Raw genomic sequence first — 16,001 nt, forward strand, 5'->3', positions numbered from 1 at the left:
AAGAAGGAAATCTGAACATAGATAACAAATGATGAAGTGAAAAAAACTCCGGCGCACGTACATTTCTGCTGAAATGGCAATGCGCCGGAGGGTCAGAAGCTGATATTAGTAAATTGAATTATTTTTGTCTTCTTGCTGCCCGGATTCCGTTTGGGTATTATTGCTGCTTTCCGCCGCCCCGAGCGTAACGGATAAGGTTTTTTCCGTATAAGTTCCGCCGGTGGCAGGGATTTTAACTGTGATTTCCACGGTTTCTCCAGCGGGATAATACTGCAGAAGTTCGGTCAGCTCCTGAATCTGTGTGATAGTTTTGCCGTCAAAGCCGGTAATCACATAGCCTTTTTTGATCCCGGCTTTATCTGCGCCGCTTCCTGGCGTTACGCTGGCTACATAGACGCCGGAAGGAATGCCATAAATGCTGTTAACAGATTCATTTACGGTAAGGCCGGAAATGCCGATGCTGGATTTCTGATCCGCGCTTACCTTAGTGCGGGTGGTTTCGTTCATGAGGTTTTCAATAATATCGGAAACTCTTGACATGGGGATGGCATAACCCATGCCTTCTACCTCGGTGCTGGCCATTTTGGCGGAGTTTATGCCGATGACTTCACCCTTCATGTTAACAAGCGCGCCTCCGCTGTTGCCGGGATTGATGGCGGCATCTGTCTGGATATAGGTAGGCAGGGCGGAAACGTCAGCAGAGGTATTTACCACCTGGGTATTGGAGCCCATGGTACGGTTCGTAGCGCTTACGATACCTGTGGTGACTGATTGGCCGTAGCCCAGTGCGTTGCCGATGGCTACCACTTGTTCGCCCACTTTCAGGGAATCGGAATCACCGATGGATGCAACGGCAATTTGCGACATGGTATCCGCTGAAATGCTTTCAAGAGGAACCGCAATTACGGCCAGATCGTTTGCGGGATCCGTACCCTTAACATTTGCTTCGTAAACCTGGTTGTCGATGAAGCCTGCGGAAAGCGTATCCGCGTTTTCAATGACATGGTTGTTGGTTACGATTAAAAGCTCGGTATCATTTTTACCGATGATAATGCCGGAACCCCGGCTTTCTGTTTCCTGAGGAATGGTCTGTCCTCCGTAACCGAACATGCTGAAGTAATTTTGTATCTCCTGAACGGATTTATTGGTGATGGAAACTATGGAGGGCATGACGGTTTCCGCAATATCCGATACATCAAGGCTGCCCTTTTCAGACGCTGCGCCGGGGATGGCGGCTGCCTTTAAAAGGCTGGCGGAGGTGTTTTCTGCGGCAGCAGTATTATCTGAAGTCTCCGTAGGGCCGATGAGTGTGTTGACAGCCTGGAAGGAGCCTGCGGCAACACTGCCAAAGAGCGCGGCGCTTAAAGTTATGGCGCCGATTTTTTTTACAAGCTTCCCTGCTTTTCCGGTTTTTTTAGGGCCTGAAGGTCTGTTGGAGGCCGGCCCGCCGGTTTCCGGCATCTGGTAATAATCATACATCTGGTTTCTGTTTTCATAGTTATTATTCTGATATTCAAACATAATGGTCAACTCCTTTTCACCTTTTTTATGAAAGAATCTTTATCTCCTGTTTCTAAGATGTAGTATAAAAAGAAATTGTGATGGAATTATTATGGAATTGTGATGAGAGTGCGAAAAAAATGTGGTAATTTTGTGTTTGCTGCCTGAACTGTCAGCTTTGCTCATGCAGAAGAAAATGAACGCGGCAGGGTTTTATAAAGGAACAGAGTGTCCGGGCGGCTTTTACCTTAAGGTATTTGCTTTGTAATCAGGCAATATACCGGAAAAGATTGCGCAGTCAGCCGTTGCATGCTAGAATGCAATTAGTATGTGAATAAAGATGAAACCTGTTGTATGGGGGGGCAAAGGAGGAGATGCTTTTTTGGCTGTATACGGAAAAGCTTAAGTCTGAGGCATGAAATATAACGGAACAGCTGGGAAAATGGTGTGGGAGGTACACGATGAGAAAATTTGATGACCCAAGAACGCGGAATCTGGCAAATGAAATAGAACGGCAGTATGGAAATCTGAGGAAATTTTCACAGAGAATTGAAATACCCTACAGTTCACTGGTATCAATGCTGAATAACGGGGCATATACCATGAGCTATGGTACAATGTTAAAAATATGCATGCTGCTGGAGCTTGATCCCATTGATTTTACGCCGCTTACGGGTAGCAGGAGTATGGGTGAACATCTTTTGGAGAAACAGATTATGGACACCTTTTCCAGGTTCAACCAGGAGGGAAAAAGAAAGGTTATGGAGCTTCTGGAAATTTATGTACAGATAGAAAAGTATACAGTATCATTTTCCCGGGTTCCCGACGGCGGAAATCAGGAACAGGAAGTATAGGGGGCGGGGATACAGGGACAGGCCGGCTGTTGGGGATTGATTCCCATTTGACAAAACCATTGGAGGCAAAAATACAATTGAAAAATCTGAAAGTATCATGGAAACTGTTTATTTCATATGCAGTATTGCTTGTATTGCTTGTTGCGGGCTGTGCTGTCAGCATAGCTCACCTGGCGGGGCTGGGCAGACAGATAGAAACCTTTTATGAGGGGCCTTTTATCGTAAATGACAGCGCAAATATTGTGAATTCCAATTTTGAGAGGATGCAGAAGGCTGTTTATCGTGCAATTGCTAATTCTGATCCGGAAATAACGGCGGAAGCTATTGCCAACGCGAGGGATTCGGCTGCGATTATCCAGGAACAGCTGCCAGTGATAAAGGAACATTTCCTTGGGGATAAGGATATTATTGCCCGTTTGGAAGCGGCTCTCACAGAGCTTGAACCGATGCGGAAAAATGTTCTGGAGCTGGCAACCCTGAACAGGCGGGAAGAAGCAGCAGATTATATGGAGCATAACAATATACTGGTGATTAAGAAAGCCCAGGCAGAGCTGGAGCTTCTGATAGAAAGCGGAAAGACCAGGGGGAACAGCCTGGTGGATGGCTTAAGAAGCAGGCAGAGGAAGGCTGTTGTCACACTGTTTTTACTTGGAAGCATCAGCGTGGCTGTCAGCATCGTTTTTGGTATATACATAACACGCGGTATTACGCGGCCGGTAGCCCAGCTGGAAAAAGCCGCCCGTAATCTGGCGGAGGGGAAGTTATCCGATGTGAAGATTGATTATCAGTCAAAGGATGAATTGGGAGTACTGGCTGATGATATGCGGGGGATGGTATATCTGCTTTCAAATGTAATACGTGACGAATCCAGCTTGCTGAAGGAAATGGCGGCCGGTAATTTTAATGTGCACAGTAATTTTGAAAGCAGTTATGTAGGGGAACTGAAGCAGCTTCTGCTGTCCATGCATGAGATTAACGTCAGGATGAGCGGGACTTTGCTTCAAATCAGGCAGGCTTCCGCCGAAGTGGCGTCCGGTTCGGAGCAGGTGGCCTCCGGCGCCCAGAGCCTGGCCCGGGGCGCGTCGGAACAGGCTGTTTCCGTAGAAGAGCTTTCCAGTACGATTAGCGGGATATCGGTCCGGGTGGAAGAAAATGCCCGGAATGCAAAACAGGCTAATGTGGAGGCGCAGAAGGTAAAGGCCGGAACACAGGAAAGCAGCAGATATATGGAAGACATGCTGTGTGCAATGATGGAAATAAGCGACAGTTCAAAAGAAATTATAAAAATAATAAAAACGATTGAAGATATTTCCTTTCAGACGAATATCCTTGCCCTGAATGCAGCTGTGGAAGCAGCGCGGGCAGGCGCCCAGGGAAGAGGTTTTTCCGTGGTGGCCGGAGAAATACGGAAATTGGCAAATCAGGCGTCGGCAGCTTCCAAAAATACGGCCGCTTTCATAGAAAAAAATTTGCGGAACATAGAAAATGGGAAAAATACGGCGAACAAAACGGCAGGTGCATTAGCTGAAGCGGTAAGAGGGGTTGACCGGATAACCAATGCGCTTAATACGATTGCCGGGGCATCCGAAGGCCAGGCAGCGGCTGTCCGCCAGGTTATGGAAAGCATGAATGAAATATCCTGTGTTATCCAGTCGAACTCCTCCACGGCGGAGGAGAGCGCGGCTGCAAGCGAGGAGCTTTCTTCCCAGGCGCAGTTATTGAGTTATCTGGCGGAGCAGTTCAAACTGAAGGAATTGCAGGAGTGTATCTGATATGAATATGCAACAGGCGCAGATGATTATCTGCGCCTGTTGTGCCTTTTATATTAAAGAGGCGTATAATAGTAACATTTAGAATGTTTTTATTGCAGGATATTATCTATTGGTATATTGAATGTATATATCTAATGGCGTATAATTTTTCTCAATATAATTTACAGGTAACTACAAATGAGAAAAAATTTATACGTTTTGGAAATTTTACAATATTTTTGCCAGGATAAAGATTTAGTTGAATTTTTCAGTAAAGATGAGATGTTGATAGGATATTGTCCAATTATATACGTACCAAGAGAGTTTTGGTATGTTATTGTGGAATCGGTGGCAGTGGATTTGTTTAAACTGAAGCTGACATGTGATTTTAATAATGGAAGCTGTAATATAAAAACTGACATGGATGGAAGACTGTATCCTTATGCCGGTTTGTTTCACTGATGAACATAGCTTTTCAGGCCAATTACTGCATGTGGCAAATTCTTTTCCGGTTTCCGGGGGAGGCTGCCTGTCCTGAGCTGGAATCATTTCAGAAATATATCTAAAATAGTAAAAATTGAACAATAGAAGAGGAACAGCTAATCTGGGGGAAATTTCAGGTTAGCTGTTTTTTTCTCAAGGAGATTCCTTCAGGCATCTTTTTTTGTGCGGCGTGAACACTTTCGCCTGCCCGCAAAGGAATGGAGGGACTGAGAAAGGAACGTATGCCGATTTCAGCAGTAAAAGGCGCTGTTTTCATCATGCATGGAGGATGCGGGATATTTTTGCATATAATTTTAGTAAGACAGGTGAGTTCACCAGAGTAAAACCGGTATGAATCGGACGGAGCTGTCTGTAAAAGGGACTGTGGTTTGTGAAAATGGTTCTATGTCCCTGGTTTACATTGCGGAAGACGGGACAGAAATACTGGTTTATGACGGAGAAGGCGGAGAAATAGACATCGCAGTTGAAGTATCAAAAGGAAAAGGCAAACTGTACTTTGTCGGCGATAATGCAGTGTATACTTTTTCAATGGAAATAAGCAACCATTGGATTTTATGTTATATGTGACCGTATCCGGCTGGCGGAAATAACGGCAAATAATGATACCCGTATTCATGTATTAGGTACTATGGAAAGCGATATGCTAACAGGCAGCTATTTTGTGGGTTTTGATCTTGAGGGCAGCTATATAGTGACTATTAGTGCGAGACAGCATACCGGTAAATTCAGTATTTGCGCCATAGAAAAAGAGGGATAACGGTATCGGTGAAAATGCTCAAAACCGATATGGCGGCCACAAAATATGCTATAATGAAAGTCATGATACATTTTTTGAGGGAGAAATGGTATGCCAGTATATAATATCGGGATTTGTGACGATGATAAAAATATGTGCTGCGAACTGGAAAGTATGCTGATTGATATTTTTCGGGAATTTAATGTACATGTAGAAATTGAACCCTGGTATTCAGGAGAAACCCTGTGTAAGCATCTTGAAATGGGGAATGCGTTTGACCTTCTCTTTTTAGATATTGAGCTTCTGACGTTGAATGGTGTGGAGGTGGGAAAATTTATCCGTGAAAGCCTGAATGATATTAAAACAAAAATTATTTTCATTTCCTATCATAAAGGGTACGCCATGCAGTTGTTCAGTGTACAACCCCTGGATTTTATCGAGAAACCGTTAGAATATGATGCTGTTAAAAAAGCAGTGGGGATTTTTCTGAAAATAGAGGGCCTGGGGAAGATATTTTTAGAATACCGGAATGGAAATGTGTTTTGTCGTGAATGGTGTGAAAATATTATTTATATTACCAGCGATAACAGAAAAGTTTAGATTGTTGCCTTTCAGGGGATAAAAGAATTTTATGGTAAAATAAAAGCAGTTCTTACCCAACTGCCGCCAAATTTCCTGCAAATCCACCAATCATATGTCATTAACCAGGATTATGTGATTGAATATACATACGAACGGGTAAAAATGTTTAATGGGGATGAACTGAATATCAGCAGACGCTACCGGAACCAGGTCAGAAATCAGATAATTGATAACAGAAGGAGCCAGGGATGAGTATACATGATATTTTGATCGCCGCCGTAACAAATCTCTTCCGTATCTATATTGTCTGGAAGTTTGTCGGTCTTTTTCTTACTGAAAGAAAGGCAGGAAAAAGAACTGAAGTAATCGCTTATGTGATATTTTATGTGATAAGTTTTGGCATGTTTCTGATTTTTCATTATCCAATCGTGAATATTGCCACGAATCTGATATGTCTTTTTTGGTTACCCTTCTTTATGATGGCAGCATCCGCAAGAAAATAACTACAACCGTGCTTATTTACACGATAAATATGGTGAGCGATATTCTCGCAAGCTTCCTTTTCTTTGATTATAAAGTCGGACAGACAACGCCGCAGTTATTTTCTATTGTAACAGTCCTTTTAATCCAAATCTCAGAACTTATTGCTGCACGGCTCCTGGATAATAAAGCGAAACAGGAGTATACGCGGGGGATAAAATACCTTCTTATAATACCGGTATTAAGCATAATAATGCTTTTTATGCTGATTAGCTTTAACCTGAATAACAGATTTCTGCTTGTATGTGAGAGCATGGGAATACTGCTTATTAATATCGTTGTATTTTATTTGTATAATATGCTTATGGAAGTGCATCATCAGCTCCGTGAAAAAGAGATGATGGAGTTAAAGGTAAAAGTTTATTCCAGCCAGTTGGAAACAATCACGCAGACGCAGAAAAAAATCAGGCGGCTGCGGCATGATATGGTCCATCATATTATGCAGCTGTATAGTATGGCTTCGCTTAATAAGAACGCGGAAATGTTGGAATATCTTGATAAAATGGAGCAGGCAATGATAAATCCCAGGGAGCATGTCAGTTCGGGGAATAAGGATATCGATGGTATTCTCAATTTTATGCTGGAGAAAGCGGTATCTATTCTTAAAAAAGTTGATGTTCAGGTCAAAATACCGGAGGATTTGCATACCTGTTCATTTGAGCTGGCGGTTATTCTTGGAAATATTATTGATAATGCGATTGAAGCAGCACGGCAGACGGAGGTTAAATGGCTGTCCCTGCAAATTACCGCGGATAAAGGGATACTTTTTATTCGGGTATCCAATTCATATTGTGGCTGCATTAAGACCTCAGGCAATAAACTTCTAACGTCAAAAGAGGATAAGGAAAACCATGGCCTGGGACTGGATAGCGTAAAGGATATGATTAAAAAGTATAATGGTGATATGAAAATAACCTGCGATAAAAATATATTTACAGTGGATATATTACTTTATCTTACGGTGAAACGTGGCTGAATGATTTTATATTGCTGGTCAGAAAATACCTTTGTGGGAAGCGTTATTTTTTAGAACAGTTATGTTTATATATGAAAGCATTGACGCTTCTTAGGGGCATTTTCATAAGTGACAAAAAATAATAAAAAAATCACAAAACATATTTTTGCAAAAATTAAAAAAACATATTGACAGATTTGGGATTTTTTTGTATACTAACATTCGTCGGTTGGAGCGAAAGCCCGGACGACATAAGAAAGCTTCGGGGTGTGGCTCAGGTGGTAGAGCGCTACTTTAGGGAAGTAGAGGCCGCAAGTTCAAGTCTTGTCACTCCGATGGAAAAAGCCTGGTTTTTACCAGGCTTTTTTGTTGCCCATAAAATGAACGTTGTGCCTTTGCAGTTTATTCCATATACAGATTACGATATTTCAAACCAATAATAAGGGCGCTTCTTGAATAAATAGAAACTGCATTTTTCTGCTGCCATGCGGGAGGCGGAATTAGATTCCACGCAGTCCCACTGTACTGTCAGGTTTTCTTCAGAACAGCTGCTGAGCATATGCTCTGTGAGAAAGGCGGCGATGTCGCGCCTTCTGTACGTTTCTTCCACTTCAATATCCACAGCTATTATATTTTCATATCTTGCGGAGCCGAAAATGATACCAACGATTCTTCCTGCTTTTCGTTTTTTATTGTTTTGGAGTTTCCGGCCACAGCGGAATATTTTTCCGTCTGTACCCATAGCGGTTCTTTCTTTATTTTTATGATGAAAAATATCCTACGGTATATTATGATTAATACATCAGGATTAGTAGAAAAGCATTGGCTTTGTCGGATGAAAATCCGCAGAAAGCCAAAGAAGAGGAGAATACAGGGAATGAGAGTTTTATTTATTGGCAACAGCCACACCTATTTTAATGATATGCCGGAGATTTTTGCGGAGCTTGCAAGAAAGAAAGGGATTGCCTGTGAGGTGACAATGCTCACCCATGGCGGCTGGTTCCTCCATCAGCATCAGAAGGAGCCGGAGGTCAGGTTTAACATTCTTTATGGAAATTATGATTATGTGGTCCTTCAGGAACATGCCCATCCGTTCGGGCCGAAGGAGGACATGCTTGAAGCGGCAAAGTCGATTAATCAATGGATTCAGGAAGCCGGAAGCACACCGGTTGCCTATATGACCTGGGCTGAGAAAACGAATGAAGCCGGACAGCAGAAAATGACGGAGACATACCGGGAAATGGCGGAACAGCTGGGGGCCGTGCTTGCGCCGGTGGGCGAGGAATGGTGGCAGTATAAGCAGGCCCATCCGGAAACGGAAATGTATGCGCCTGACGGCGAGCATGCCTCAGAGACCGGTTCCAGGCTGGCTGCGGAAATCCTGCTGCGGGTAATTCTGGAGCATGACGCGGGGAAAGGCCTTACGGCGGATAGGCCCGCACAGACCGTGTGAATGCGTGGCGGCAGGTATCAGGCCTGCGTCCTGAGAATCCCGCGCAGAAAAGCTTGCGCACCTGCAATGTCACTGGTGTCAGGATGTCCCTTGGCAATCCCGCCGATAAGCTTCCAGGGGCCGAAGGTATCAAACCCTTTACATTGGTAATTCCCCAATACGGTACAGCCATAGCCTTCCAGAAGGGAGGAAAAGGCTGTGCCGTATTTTTTCTGGTTGGCGCCGCTGGTCAGAAGTGTAAAAACCCTGCGGCCCTTCAGCTCCTTTTGGTGAGCCTCCAGGAAAGACTGCATTGAGGCATGGGGCCTGCCCATATAAATGCCGGAGGCCAGGCCGATGAGCTCGTAATGGGAAAGTTCCGGGAGGCAGTTCTCTGACAGAGGCATAACAGCAATGTCAGACAGCTGTGCAGCAGCTTTTTTTACAAGGGTCTCCGTGTTCTGATGATGACTGGAGCAGTACAGGATCAGGCATCTTTTTTTTCGGACTTCAGGGGCCGCTTTTGATTTATTCATTTGGAATTCCTCCTTTGGGGGCGTTTCCATGCGCCGGTCCCATGGAGACAGACGTGCGGAAACAATCAGTGTTTTCATGGGGCATACAGGGGAGCGACACATACAGAGGAGCAGCACATACAAAGGAACAGCACATACGGAGGTTCAAGCCGCAGAAAACAGGCCGATCCAGGTATGAATGAGCGCACATCCAAGCATCATTGCAGATAAAATCCGGTGCTGCTGCAGTTTTCGCCTCTCGTCCCGGCAGGTGTGGCACAGGGTTATCAGGACAAGCATGCACAGAAACAGGCAGCCTCCCGACAGATAGCCTGGCAGCCGTGCCGTCTGGGGCAGCCGCGTCGCCTGGGACAGCCCTGCAGTCTGGGACAACCACATTGCCCGTGGCGTCCGCAGCACGAAAAAAATGTGAACCGGGCAGAGGAGGAAAAGCACGGCGGATAAAGGCTTATGCAGCTTCATAAAAAGCCGGTCTGCTTTTTTCAGGCCGAATTTCCTGGATGCGGCCTTGGCAAGCAGGAGGAGAAAGCATAAAAAGCACAGGATTCCCATAAAAATTCCCATTCGTCAGTCCTCCTTTTTCAGTGAGGTGAGCAGCAGGCGGAAGCCGTACTGCAGAAAGTCCGACCTTTTCATTCCCATCCTGTTTTCAATATAGGTTTCTTTTTCATAGGCCATGGGGATCAGGCTGCCCAACGAGGCCCACAGGGTAAAAACAGCGGGCAGGATGGAGAGATCCTGCCGCAGGTATTTTTCCCGGATTCCCTGCTCAAAACATGCAGCTAGGATATCGTTGATCTCCTCGCCCACGTCATAAATCCGGCGGAGGATTTCACTTTCCACTAAAGCCTGCTCGTCAACGCTTATATATCCCAGTATACTTGTAAAATACATAGGCTTGCCGGCATAAAGGGAACACAGTCTGTTACAGACCGCAAAGTACCTGCTTTCAAAATCCGGGTTTTCCCGGATGCAGTCACGCAGGGTATCCCTCAGACTGCACATGTAGCTGTGAATAATGTAGTTATATATTTCATCCTTGCTATGGAAATAAACATATATGGTTGATTTGCTGTATTCCGCAGCCCTGGAAATATCGTCCATGGTGGTCTGGCACATGCCCTTTTCGGAAAAAAGCTTCTCCGCGGCAGCCAGGATATTCTGCTGATGAAAGCGGACTAAGTGTTCTTTTTTCATATTTTTCATCCTTACTATACTGATATTATGATAATCGTACTATGAGTTCGATTTTCTGTCAAGGACGACTGCCAATATTTTACTCAGAAAATCAGATACAAGGCCATTGACAGATAATAATACAACTGTTATAGTGATGTGCATAACAGCATATCAGCCAGCTGATGAAGGAGGGACCGAGATGTGAAAATTGTGGTATCAAACAACTATGACGGCCCGATTTACGAGCAGATAAAAAGCCAGATACTTCAGGCAATACTGTCCCGGGAGCTTATGCCGGGAGATATCCTGCCCTCACTGCGTTCCCTGGCCAGAGATCTCAAGGTGGGGGTGCTCACGATTAACCGCGCTTATACCGAGCTGGAAAGTGAGGGCTACATAGAGAATATCCAGGGAAAGGGCTGCTTTGTCGCCCAGAGCAGTGAGGAACTGATTAGAAACCACCTGATAGGGGAGGCCAGGGCGATGTTCGCCGACGCCATCCGGGAGGCGAGGAAAGCCGGAGCCGGCGATGCACAGATAACCGACCTGTTCAGACAATGTATGGAGGAAAAAATAAATGGATAGCATGCTGCATGTGGAGGCATTGGAAAAATCATACGCGGATTTCAGGCTGGATAATATCAGCTTTGATCTGCCCGAAGGCTATATCATGGGCCTGATCGGCCCTAACGGCTCCGGTAAAACGACGACAATTAAAGCGATACTGAATATGACGGAACGCGAAGGCGGGAAAATAACCGTGTTCGGAAAAGACAATATTGCCTCCGAGCAGGAGATAAAGAAGGATATCGGCGCTGTTTTTGATTCCAGCAGCTTTGTGGATGAGTGGACGATGGCTGATGTGGAAAAAGCCTACACGCTTTTTTATCCCGCCTGGGATTCTGAGAAATATTGGTCCCTGCTTTCCAGGTTCAGGATTGGCAAGACAAAGAAGGTGAAAGAACTGTCAAAGGGAATGCAGATGAAGCTCATGCTTGCCTGCGCCTTTTCTTACGACGCCAGGCTTCTGATTCTTGACGAACCCACAAGCGGCCTGGATCCGGTATCCCGTGACGAGCTGCTGGATATCCTGTGTGAGTATATTGAGGACGGCCGCCGAAGCGTGCTTTTTTCCACCCACATTACACCTGATCTGGAAAAAATCGCAGACTACATCACCTATATCCACCTGGGACAGCTGATTTTTACAGGAACAAAGGAGGATTTTGCGGACAGCTTCCGCGTTGTGAGGGGAGACAGGAAGGAGCTTACCCCCAGACTGGAGGCCCGGCTCATCGGACTGCGCACTTTCCCCACAGGCTTTGAGGCGCTGATCAGGAAAGAGGATTTGGCCGCTGCCGGCCGCCTGGAATGTGTTCCTGCATCCATTGATGATATTGTGGTCTTTATGAGCAGACAGACCGACAGAAACAGTCAGGAGGAAAACATATGAACCCTGCTATGAAATGTATGAAACTTGATTTTATGCTGCTGAAGCCCTATGCAAAATCCGTGCTGCTGGTGCTTCTTGTACCGCTGATGTTTCCTTTTTTTACAGGATCCTTGCTGGAAGGGCTGTCCTTCGGCGTTACGGTGACGGCCATGACGACAGCGTACACCTTCTCCATATCTGAAAAAAATGGGATGGAGCGGTTTTACGGCTTCCTGCCCGTGGGCAGGGGAAGCCTGGTAGCGGGCAGATATCTTGCCGTATTCGGAATCGGTTACCTGGCGCTGCTTTTGGAAACGGCGCTGCAGAGCGCAATTCTGCTCTGGGCGGTAAAGTCCCCGCCGTCGGGCGGCGATCTGCTTTCTTCCCTGCTTCTTGGCATGCTGCTGTTTACCATATACGCAGGGGTACAGCTGCCCGGATATTATAAGTACGGCTCGATTAGAGGAAAAATATTTATGTTTATTCCCACTGTCGGCTTTCTTGTATTTTATTATCTGGCAGGAAAGCTGGGGATAGGCGAAGCATGGCAGCTTCTTTCCCGTCCCGCCGCCGCTGCGGGCTGCGTATTGACGCTGTCGGCCTGTATCATTGGAATTTCCGCGGCGTTTTCCATACGGATTGTAAACAAAACCGGCCGTTAGAATAAAGGTCGGAGGGTAAGGGCCGGTCTGCCGCGTGCAGGCCGGCTTTTTTCTTAAAAAAGCAAGATTGATGAAAAATGTCCCGTCACGGTTGGGTATAATAAGGCTTCGGAAGGAGGAGAACATGCAAAAGAATATACAAAATATTACGGCAGTCATTGAATATATAGAAGCGCACCTGACCGAAAAACTGGACCTGGATACCATAGCGGATGCCGTCCACTATTCCAAGTACCATCTGCACCGGATGTTTGCCGATATGACGGGACTGACGGCGCATGACTACATACAGAGAAGGCGGCTGACGGAGGCGGCGAAGCTATTGGTTTTTTCAGATAAGCCGATTCTGGAAATCGCGCTGCTGGCGGGGTATGAGAGCCAGCAGGCCTTTACCGGGATTTTTACAGCCCTGTATAAAATGCCGCCCAACAGATACCGGGAAAATGAACGTTTTTACCCGCTGCAGTTAAAATACAGCCTGGAGGGGAGCTACAGCATGCTGGAGAATAAGGAAAACAGGCCATGGGAGGCCGCTTTTGCCCAAGAAACCGACATTCCCTGCTGGATGGAGCTGGTTCGCCTTGTGGTGGATGGCTTTCCCTGCCTGGATGAGGAAGAATATATCCGGATCCTGCAGGAAAAAATCCGTGCAGGACAGGCGCTGATACTGAAGGACGGAGGTATCGCCGTGGGAATCCTGCTTTTTGACACTGAGACAGGAAATATTGATTTTATGGGAACCCATCCGTTTTACCGGAAAATGGGCATTCCCAGGGTTTTTCTTAATAAGGTGATGGACGAGCTGGCAAAGGGCAGGGAAATCAGCATCACCACGTACCGGGAGGGGGATAAGGCGGACACCGGACAGCGCCGTGAAATCAAGGGGCTGGGCTTCGCAGAGGCGGAGCTGCTGGTGGAATTCGGCTATCCGACGCAGCGGTTTGTGCTGAAGAAGGAGGAAACAGGCGATGCATAAAGACAGCGGGGGAAAAATAACGTGCAGGCGGCAGGAGAAGCCCCTCCCTTTCCCTGAGGAGCAGATCCACCTGGCACAGACACTGGAACGGCTGGAGGAGGCGCTTGCGGAAGCGGGAGAAAATGCAGACAGGCTGGAACAGGAATACAGGGAGGCCAAACGCTACATGGCGGACAACCGGGGCGAGATCGACCCGCATGAAATGTTCCAGAACGAACTTCTTTTAAAACAGACCGACAGGACAGGCGCTTTTGCCGCAGGAGTGAGGGACAGAATCGCCAGACTGAAGGAGTCCCCCTATTTTGCCAGGATAGACTTCAGAGAGGACGGCAGCCCTGCGGATGAAATCTATTATATCGGCCGCTTTGGCTTTCAATATAAGAAGAAGCCACTGATATATGACTGGCGCGCCCCGGTATCAGGCATGTTTTATGACTATGAAAACGGACCGGCCTCTTTCGAGGCCCCGGCAGGCAGGATCACGGGGCTGCTCACGAGAAAACGGCAGTTTAAAATCACAGACGGTGTGATGGAGTACGCGCTGGAAAGCTCCCTGAATGTGCAGGACGATGTGCTTCAGAAGGAACTGAGCGCAACCTCGGATGAAAAAATGAAATCCATCATAGCCACAATCCAGAAGGAACAAAACCGGATCATACGGAACGAAAAGACGGAAACCCTCATCATCCAGGGAGTCGCGGGTTCCGGGAAAACCTCCATTGCCCTTCACAGAATCGCCTTTTTGCTTTACCGCTTCCAAAAGGAATTAAGCTCGCGCAACGTGACCATAATTTCGCCCAACCGGGTTTTCGGCGATTACATAGCAAACGTTATTCCTGAGCTGGGAGAGGAGCCTATTTTCGAACTGGGTTTTGCCGAGCTTGCACAGCTGCAGCTGGAGGGCGTTATCGGCTTCGTGCCGGAAAGCGATCCGTTGGATACGAAGGATGAAAAATTCCGGGAACGGGTGCGGTACAAATCAACCCTGGAATTCGTAAGACTTCTTGAGGAATACCGCAGACAGCTGCCTTACACTGTTTTTTTGCCGGAGGATTACCGTTGGGGCCGTTTCTTTGTGGAGAAGGAATGGATCCGGAAGCGATTTTTAGCCTACACAAAATTCCCGGTAAAAAAGCGCCTTGCGCTGACTGCCGGGGATATCCGGGAGCGTATGCAGACGGAAAATATCAGAGGGGAAGAACTGCCGCGTGCAGCGGCAATAGAAAAAAGCCTGATGAATATGCTTACCATAAAGGATTCTCTGGCGCTATACCGTGATTTCTATGAAAAAATGGGAATTGCCGGGTTGTTTGCCATGCCTGCCCCCCGGACGCTGGAATGGGCGGATGTCTATCCCTTCCTGTACCTGCGTGCCGCATTTGAAGGGTTGAAGCAAAGCGGAGTGACAAAGCACCTGGTCATAGATGAGATGCAGGATTATACGCCGGTACAGTATGCCGTCCTCAATGAAATGTTTCGCTGTCACAAAACCATATTGGGCGATTTCGGCCAGCGCCTGAACCCAGACCATCTGCACACGCTGAAGGATATCCGGCGGATGTACAAAAGCGCCGAATTCGTGATGCTGAATAAAAGCTACCGCTCCACTTATGAAATCATTTCCTTTGCCAGGCGCATCTGCCCCAACGATCTGCTGGAAGCCATGGAACGGCACGGAGAGGAACCTCAGGTAATTGCCTGTGGAGATAGGCAGGCGCAGATAGGCATAATCAGAGAAGAGGTGCAAAGCTTTGAGGAACGAAGGGAAATGGGGAAGAGCGCTTCCATGGGCATTATCCTGAAAACGGACAGGGAGGCGGAGGCGATGTATGATGCCCTGGCAAGACAGTGTAAAGTGACGCTGATATCCCCGGAAAGCACCGGGTTTTCCGACGGGGTATCCATAACGTCGGTGCGGATGGCGAAGGGGCTGGAATTTGACGAAGTGGTGGTGGCGGATGCGGATAAAAATACGTATGGGGCCGAGTTTGACAGAGGGCTGCTTTATGTTGCGTGTACACGAGCTATGCACAGGCTGACGGTGATTGGGGTGGGGGAGTTGGCGGAGTTTGGTGACAGGGGAAAATAGGGAGAGACAAGGATGCGGCAAGGAGGCAGTGGGAAGAGAAGCTATTATGGATTGCAGCGTGGATGGAGCTTATGACATTGGATGGTGGACGGGAGGGATTTGCCTGCGGTTCAACTGATTCAACTGATATTTGAATGGATGTTTTTAACTGTATTCAACCATTACTTGTTGGAAAAGGCGGTTGGGATTTGATACGATAATGCTGCGGACGGAAAACTGTCAGTGAAAAAATGTTAGTGGAAAGAAAACTATCAACGGAAAGGAAACTATCAG

At 46.8% G+C, this 16,001-nt stretch carries 17 protein-coding genes and 1 tRNA gene; 13 read left to right on the forward strand and 5 right to left on the reverse strand.

From position 1 onward, the window contains the following. Positions 1–105 precede the first annotated feature (105 nt). Entirely contained in the window at positions 106–1,521 is a 1,416-nt protein-coding gene (locus DXC51_RS13635; protein WP_021634981.1) for a S1C family serine protease, read from the reverse strand. A 440-nt stretch (positions 1,522–1,961) separates the two neighbouring features. Between DXC51_RS13635 and DXC51_RS13640 the strand changes: the two genes are divergently transcribed. The 7 genes from DXC51_RS13640 (at position 1,962) to DXC51_RS13680 (ending at position 7,758) form a co-directional block, all read left to right on the forward strand. Continuing rightward, on the forward strand, positions 1,962–2,354 hold the full coding sequence (locus DXC51_RS13640; protein ID WP_021634979.1) for a helix-turn-helix domain-containing protein: 393 nt from the start codon (positions 1,962–1,964) through the stop codon (positions 2,352–2,354). A gap of 77 nt (positions 2,355–2,431) precedes the next feature. Then, positions 2,432–4,126, forward strand: a complete 1,695-nt coding sequence (locus DXC51_RS13645) for a methyl-accepting chemotaxis protein (protein ID WP_025491658.1) — start codon at positions 2,432–2,434, stop codon at positions 4,124–4,126. Positions 4,127–4,939: 813 nt separating this feature from the next. Further along, positions 4,940–5,176, forward strand: a complete 237-nt coding sequence (locus tag DXC51_RS13655; RefSeq protein WP_021634975.1) for a hypothetical protein — start codon at positions 4,940–4,942, stop codon at positions 5,174–5,176. A gap of 280 nt (positions 5,177–5,456) precedes the next feature. Beyond that, the gene (locus DXC51_RS13660; RefSeq protein WP_021634972.1) at positions 5,457–5,945 is read left to right on the forward strand and encodes a LytR/AlgR family response regulator transcription factor; all 489 of its coding nucleotides are present in this window, start codon (positions 5,457–5,459) and stop codon (positions 5,943–5,945) included. An 18-nt stretch (positions 5,946–5,963) separates the two neighbouring features. Next, positions 5,964–6,179, forward strand: coding sequence for a LytTR family DNA-binding domain-containing protein (locus DXC51_RS13665; RefSeq protein ID WP_278336979.1), 216 nt, complete (start codon positions 5,964–5,966; stop codon positions 6,177–6,179). Between the two features lie 199 nt (positions 6,180–6,378). Next, positions 6,379–7,443 (forward strand): sensor histidine kinase, encoded by a 1,065-nt coding sequence (locus DXC51_RS13675; protein ID WP_081745581.1) that lies wholly within the window; start codon positions 6,379–6,381, stop codon positions 7,441–7,443. Positions 7,444–7,685: 242 nt separating this feature from the next. After that, positions 7,686–7,758, forward strand: a tRNA-Pro gene (locus DXC51_RS13680). Positions 7,759–7,840: 82 nt separating this feature from the next. Here the strand turns inward: DXC51_RS13680 and DXC51_RS13685 are convergent. Next, complete coding sequence (locus tag DXC51_RS13685) at positions 7,841–8,164, reverse strand: GNAT family N-acetyltransferase (protein ID WP_021634968.1); 324 nt, start codon at positions 8,162–8,164, stop codon at positions 7,841–7,843. Positions 8,165–8,299: 135 nt separating this feature from the next. On the opposite strand from DXC51_RS13685, the gene DXC51_RS13690 reads away from it, so the two are divergent. After that, positions 8,300–8,875, forward strand: coding sequence for an SGNH/GDSL hydrolase family protein (locus tag DXC51_RS13690; RefSeq protein WP_025491659.1), 576 nt, complete (start codon positions 8,300–8,302; stop codon positions 8,873–8,875). Between the two features lie 17 nt (positions 8,876–8,892). Here DXC51_RS13690 and DXC51_RS13695 read toward each other — a convergent pair whose 3' ends face one another. The 3 genes from DXC51_RS13695 to DXC51_RS13705 form a co-directional block, all read right to left on the reverse strand. Next, positions 8,893–9,390 carry a flavodoxin domain-containing protein gene (locus DXC51_RS13695; RefSeq protein WP_025491660.1) on the reverse strand — a complete coding sequence of 166 codons (498 nt, stop codon included), beginning with the start codon at positions 9,388–9,390 and terminating at the stop codon, positions 8,893–8,895. Positions 9,391–9,534: 144 nt separating this feature from the next. After that, the gene (locus tag DXC51_RS13700) at positions 9,535–9,954 is read right to left on the reverse strand and encodes a hypothetical protein (protein WP_117544747.1); all 420 of its coding nucleotides are present in this window, start codon (positions 9,952–9,954) and stop codon (positions 9,535–9,537) included. A gap of 3 nt (positions 9,955–9,957) precedes the next feature. Further along, a complete protein-coding gene (locus DXC51_RS13705) occupies positions 9,958–10,587 on the reverse strand; it encodes a TetR/AcrR family transcriptional regulator (protein WP_025491661.1) in 630 nt (209 codons plus the stop codon). 183 nt (positions 10,588–10,770) lie between these two features. On the opposite strand from DXC51_RS13705, the gene DXC51_RS13710 reads away from it, so the two are divergent. From DXC51_RS13710 to DXC51_RS13730, 5 genes are all read left to right on the forward strand, one after another. Then, positions 10,771–11,154 carry a GntR family transcriptional regulator gene (locus tag DXC51_RS13710; protein ID WP_021634962.1) on the forward strand — a complete coding sequence of 128 codons (384 nt, stop codon included), beginning with the start codon at positions 10,771–10,773 and terminating at the stop codon, positions 11,152–11,154. Beyond that, positions 11,147–12,022: an ABC transporter ATP-binding protein gene (locus DXC51_RS13715; RefSeq protein ID WP_021634961.1), complete on the forward strand. Its 876-nt coding sequence runs from the start codon at positions 11,147–11,149 to the stop codon at positions 12,020–12,022. Before DXC51_RS13710 ends, DXC51_RS13715 begins: the two co-directional genes overlap by 8 nt. Then, the gene (locus DXC51_RS13720) at positions 12,019–12,663 is read left to right on the forward strand and encodes an ABC-2 transporter permease (RefSeq protein WP_021634960.1); all 645 of its coding nucleotides are present in this window, start codon (positions 12,019–12,021) and stop codon (positions 12,661–12,663) included. The genes DXC51_RS13715 and DXC51_RS13720 overlap by 4 nt, the downstream gene beginning before the upstream one ends. Before the next feature lie 124 nt (positions 12,664–12,787). Continuing rightward, complete coding sequence (locus DXC51_RS13725) at positions 12,788–13,639, forward strand: helix-turn-helix transcriptional regulator (protein ID WP_025491662.1); 852 nt, start codon at positions 12,788–12,790, stop codon at positions 13,637–13,639. Further along, complete coding sequence (locus DXC51_RS13730; protein WP_021634958.1) at positions 13,632–15,728, forward strand: HelD family protein; 2,097 nt, start codon at positions 13,632–13,634, stop codon at positions 15,726–15,728. Before DXC51_RS13725 ends, DXC51_RS13730 begins: the two co-directional genes overlap by 8 nt. Positions 15,729–16,001: the final 273 nt, after the last annotated feature.

It is taken from the genome of Eisenbergiella massiliensis (assembly GCF_003435485.1).

Coding starts and splice junctions, on each gene's coding strand:
- DXC51_RS13635 (WP_021634981.1), bottom strand. CDS start 1,521: ATGTTTGAATATCAGAATAATAACTATGAAAACAGAAACCAGATGTAT.
- DXC51_RS13640 (WP_021634979.1), top strand. CDS start 1,962: ATGAGAAAATTTGATGACCCAAGAACGCGGAATCTGGCAAATGAAATA.
- DXC51_RS13655 (WP_021634975.1), top strand. CDS start 4,940: ATGAATCGGACGGAGCTGTCTGTAAAAGGGACTGTGGTTTGTGAAAAT.
- DXC51_RS13660 (WP_021634972.1), top strand. CDS start 5,457: ATGCCAGTATATAATATCGGGATTTGTGACGATGATAAAAATATGTGC.
- DXC51_RS13675 (WP_081745581.1), top strand. CDS start 6,379: ATGTCTTTTTTGGTTACCCTTCTTTATGATGGCAGCATCCGCAAGAAA.
- DXC51_RS13685 (WP_021634968.1), bottom strand. CDS start 8,164: ATGGGTACAGACGGAAAAATATTCCGCTGTGGCCGGAAACTCCAAAAC.
- DXC51_RS13690 (WP_025491659.1), top strand. CDS start 8,300: ATGAGAGTTTTATTTATTGGCAACAGCCACACCTATTTTAATGATATG.
- DXC51_RS13695 (WP_025491660.1), bottom strand. CDS start 9,390: ATGAATAAATCAAAAGCGGCCCCTGAAGTCCGAAAAAAAAGATGCCTG.
- DXC51_RS13700 (WP_117544747.1), bottom strand. CDS start 9,954: ATGGGAATTTTTATGGGAATCCTGTGCTTTTTATGCTTTCTCCTCCTG.
- DXC51_RS13705 (WP_025491661.1), bottom strand. CDS start 10,587: ATGAAAAAAGAACACTTAGTCCGCTTTCATCAGCAGAATATCCTGGCT.
- DXC51_RS13715 (WP_021634961.1), top strand. CDS start 11,147: ATGGATAGCATGCTGCATGTGGAGGCATTGGAAAAATCATACGCGGAT.
- DXC51_RS13720 (WP_021634960.1), top strand. CDS start 12,019: ATGAACCCTGCTATGAAATGTATGAAACTTGATTTTATGCTGCTGAAG.
- DXC51_RS13725 (WP_025491662.1), top strand. CDS start 12,788: ATGCAAAAGAATATACAAAATATTACGGCAGTCATTGAATATATAGAA.
- DXC51_RS13730 (WP_021634958.1), top strand. CDS start 13,632: ATGCATAAAGACAGCGGGGGAAAAATAACGTGCAGGCGGCAGGAGAAG.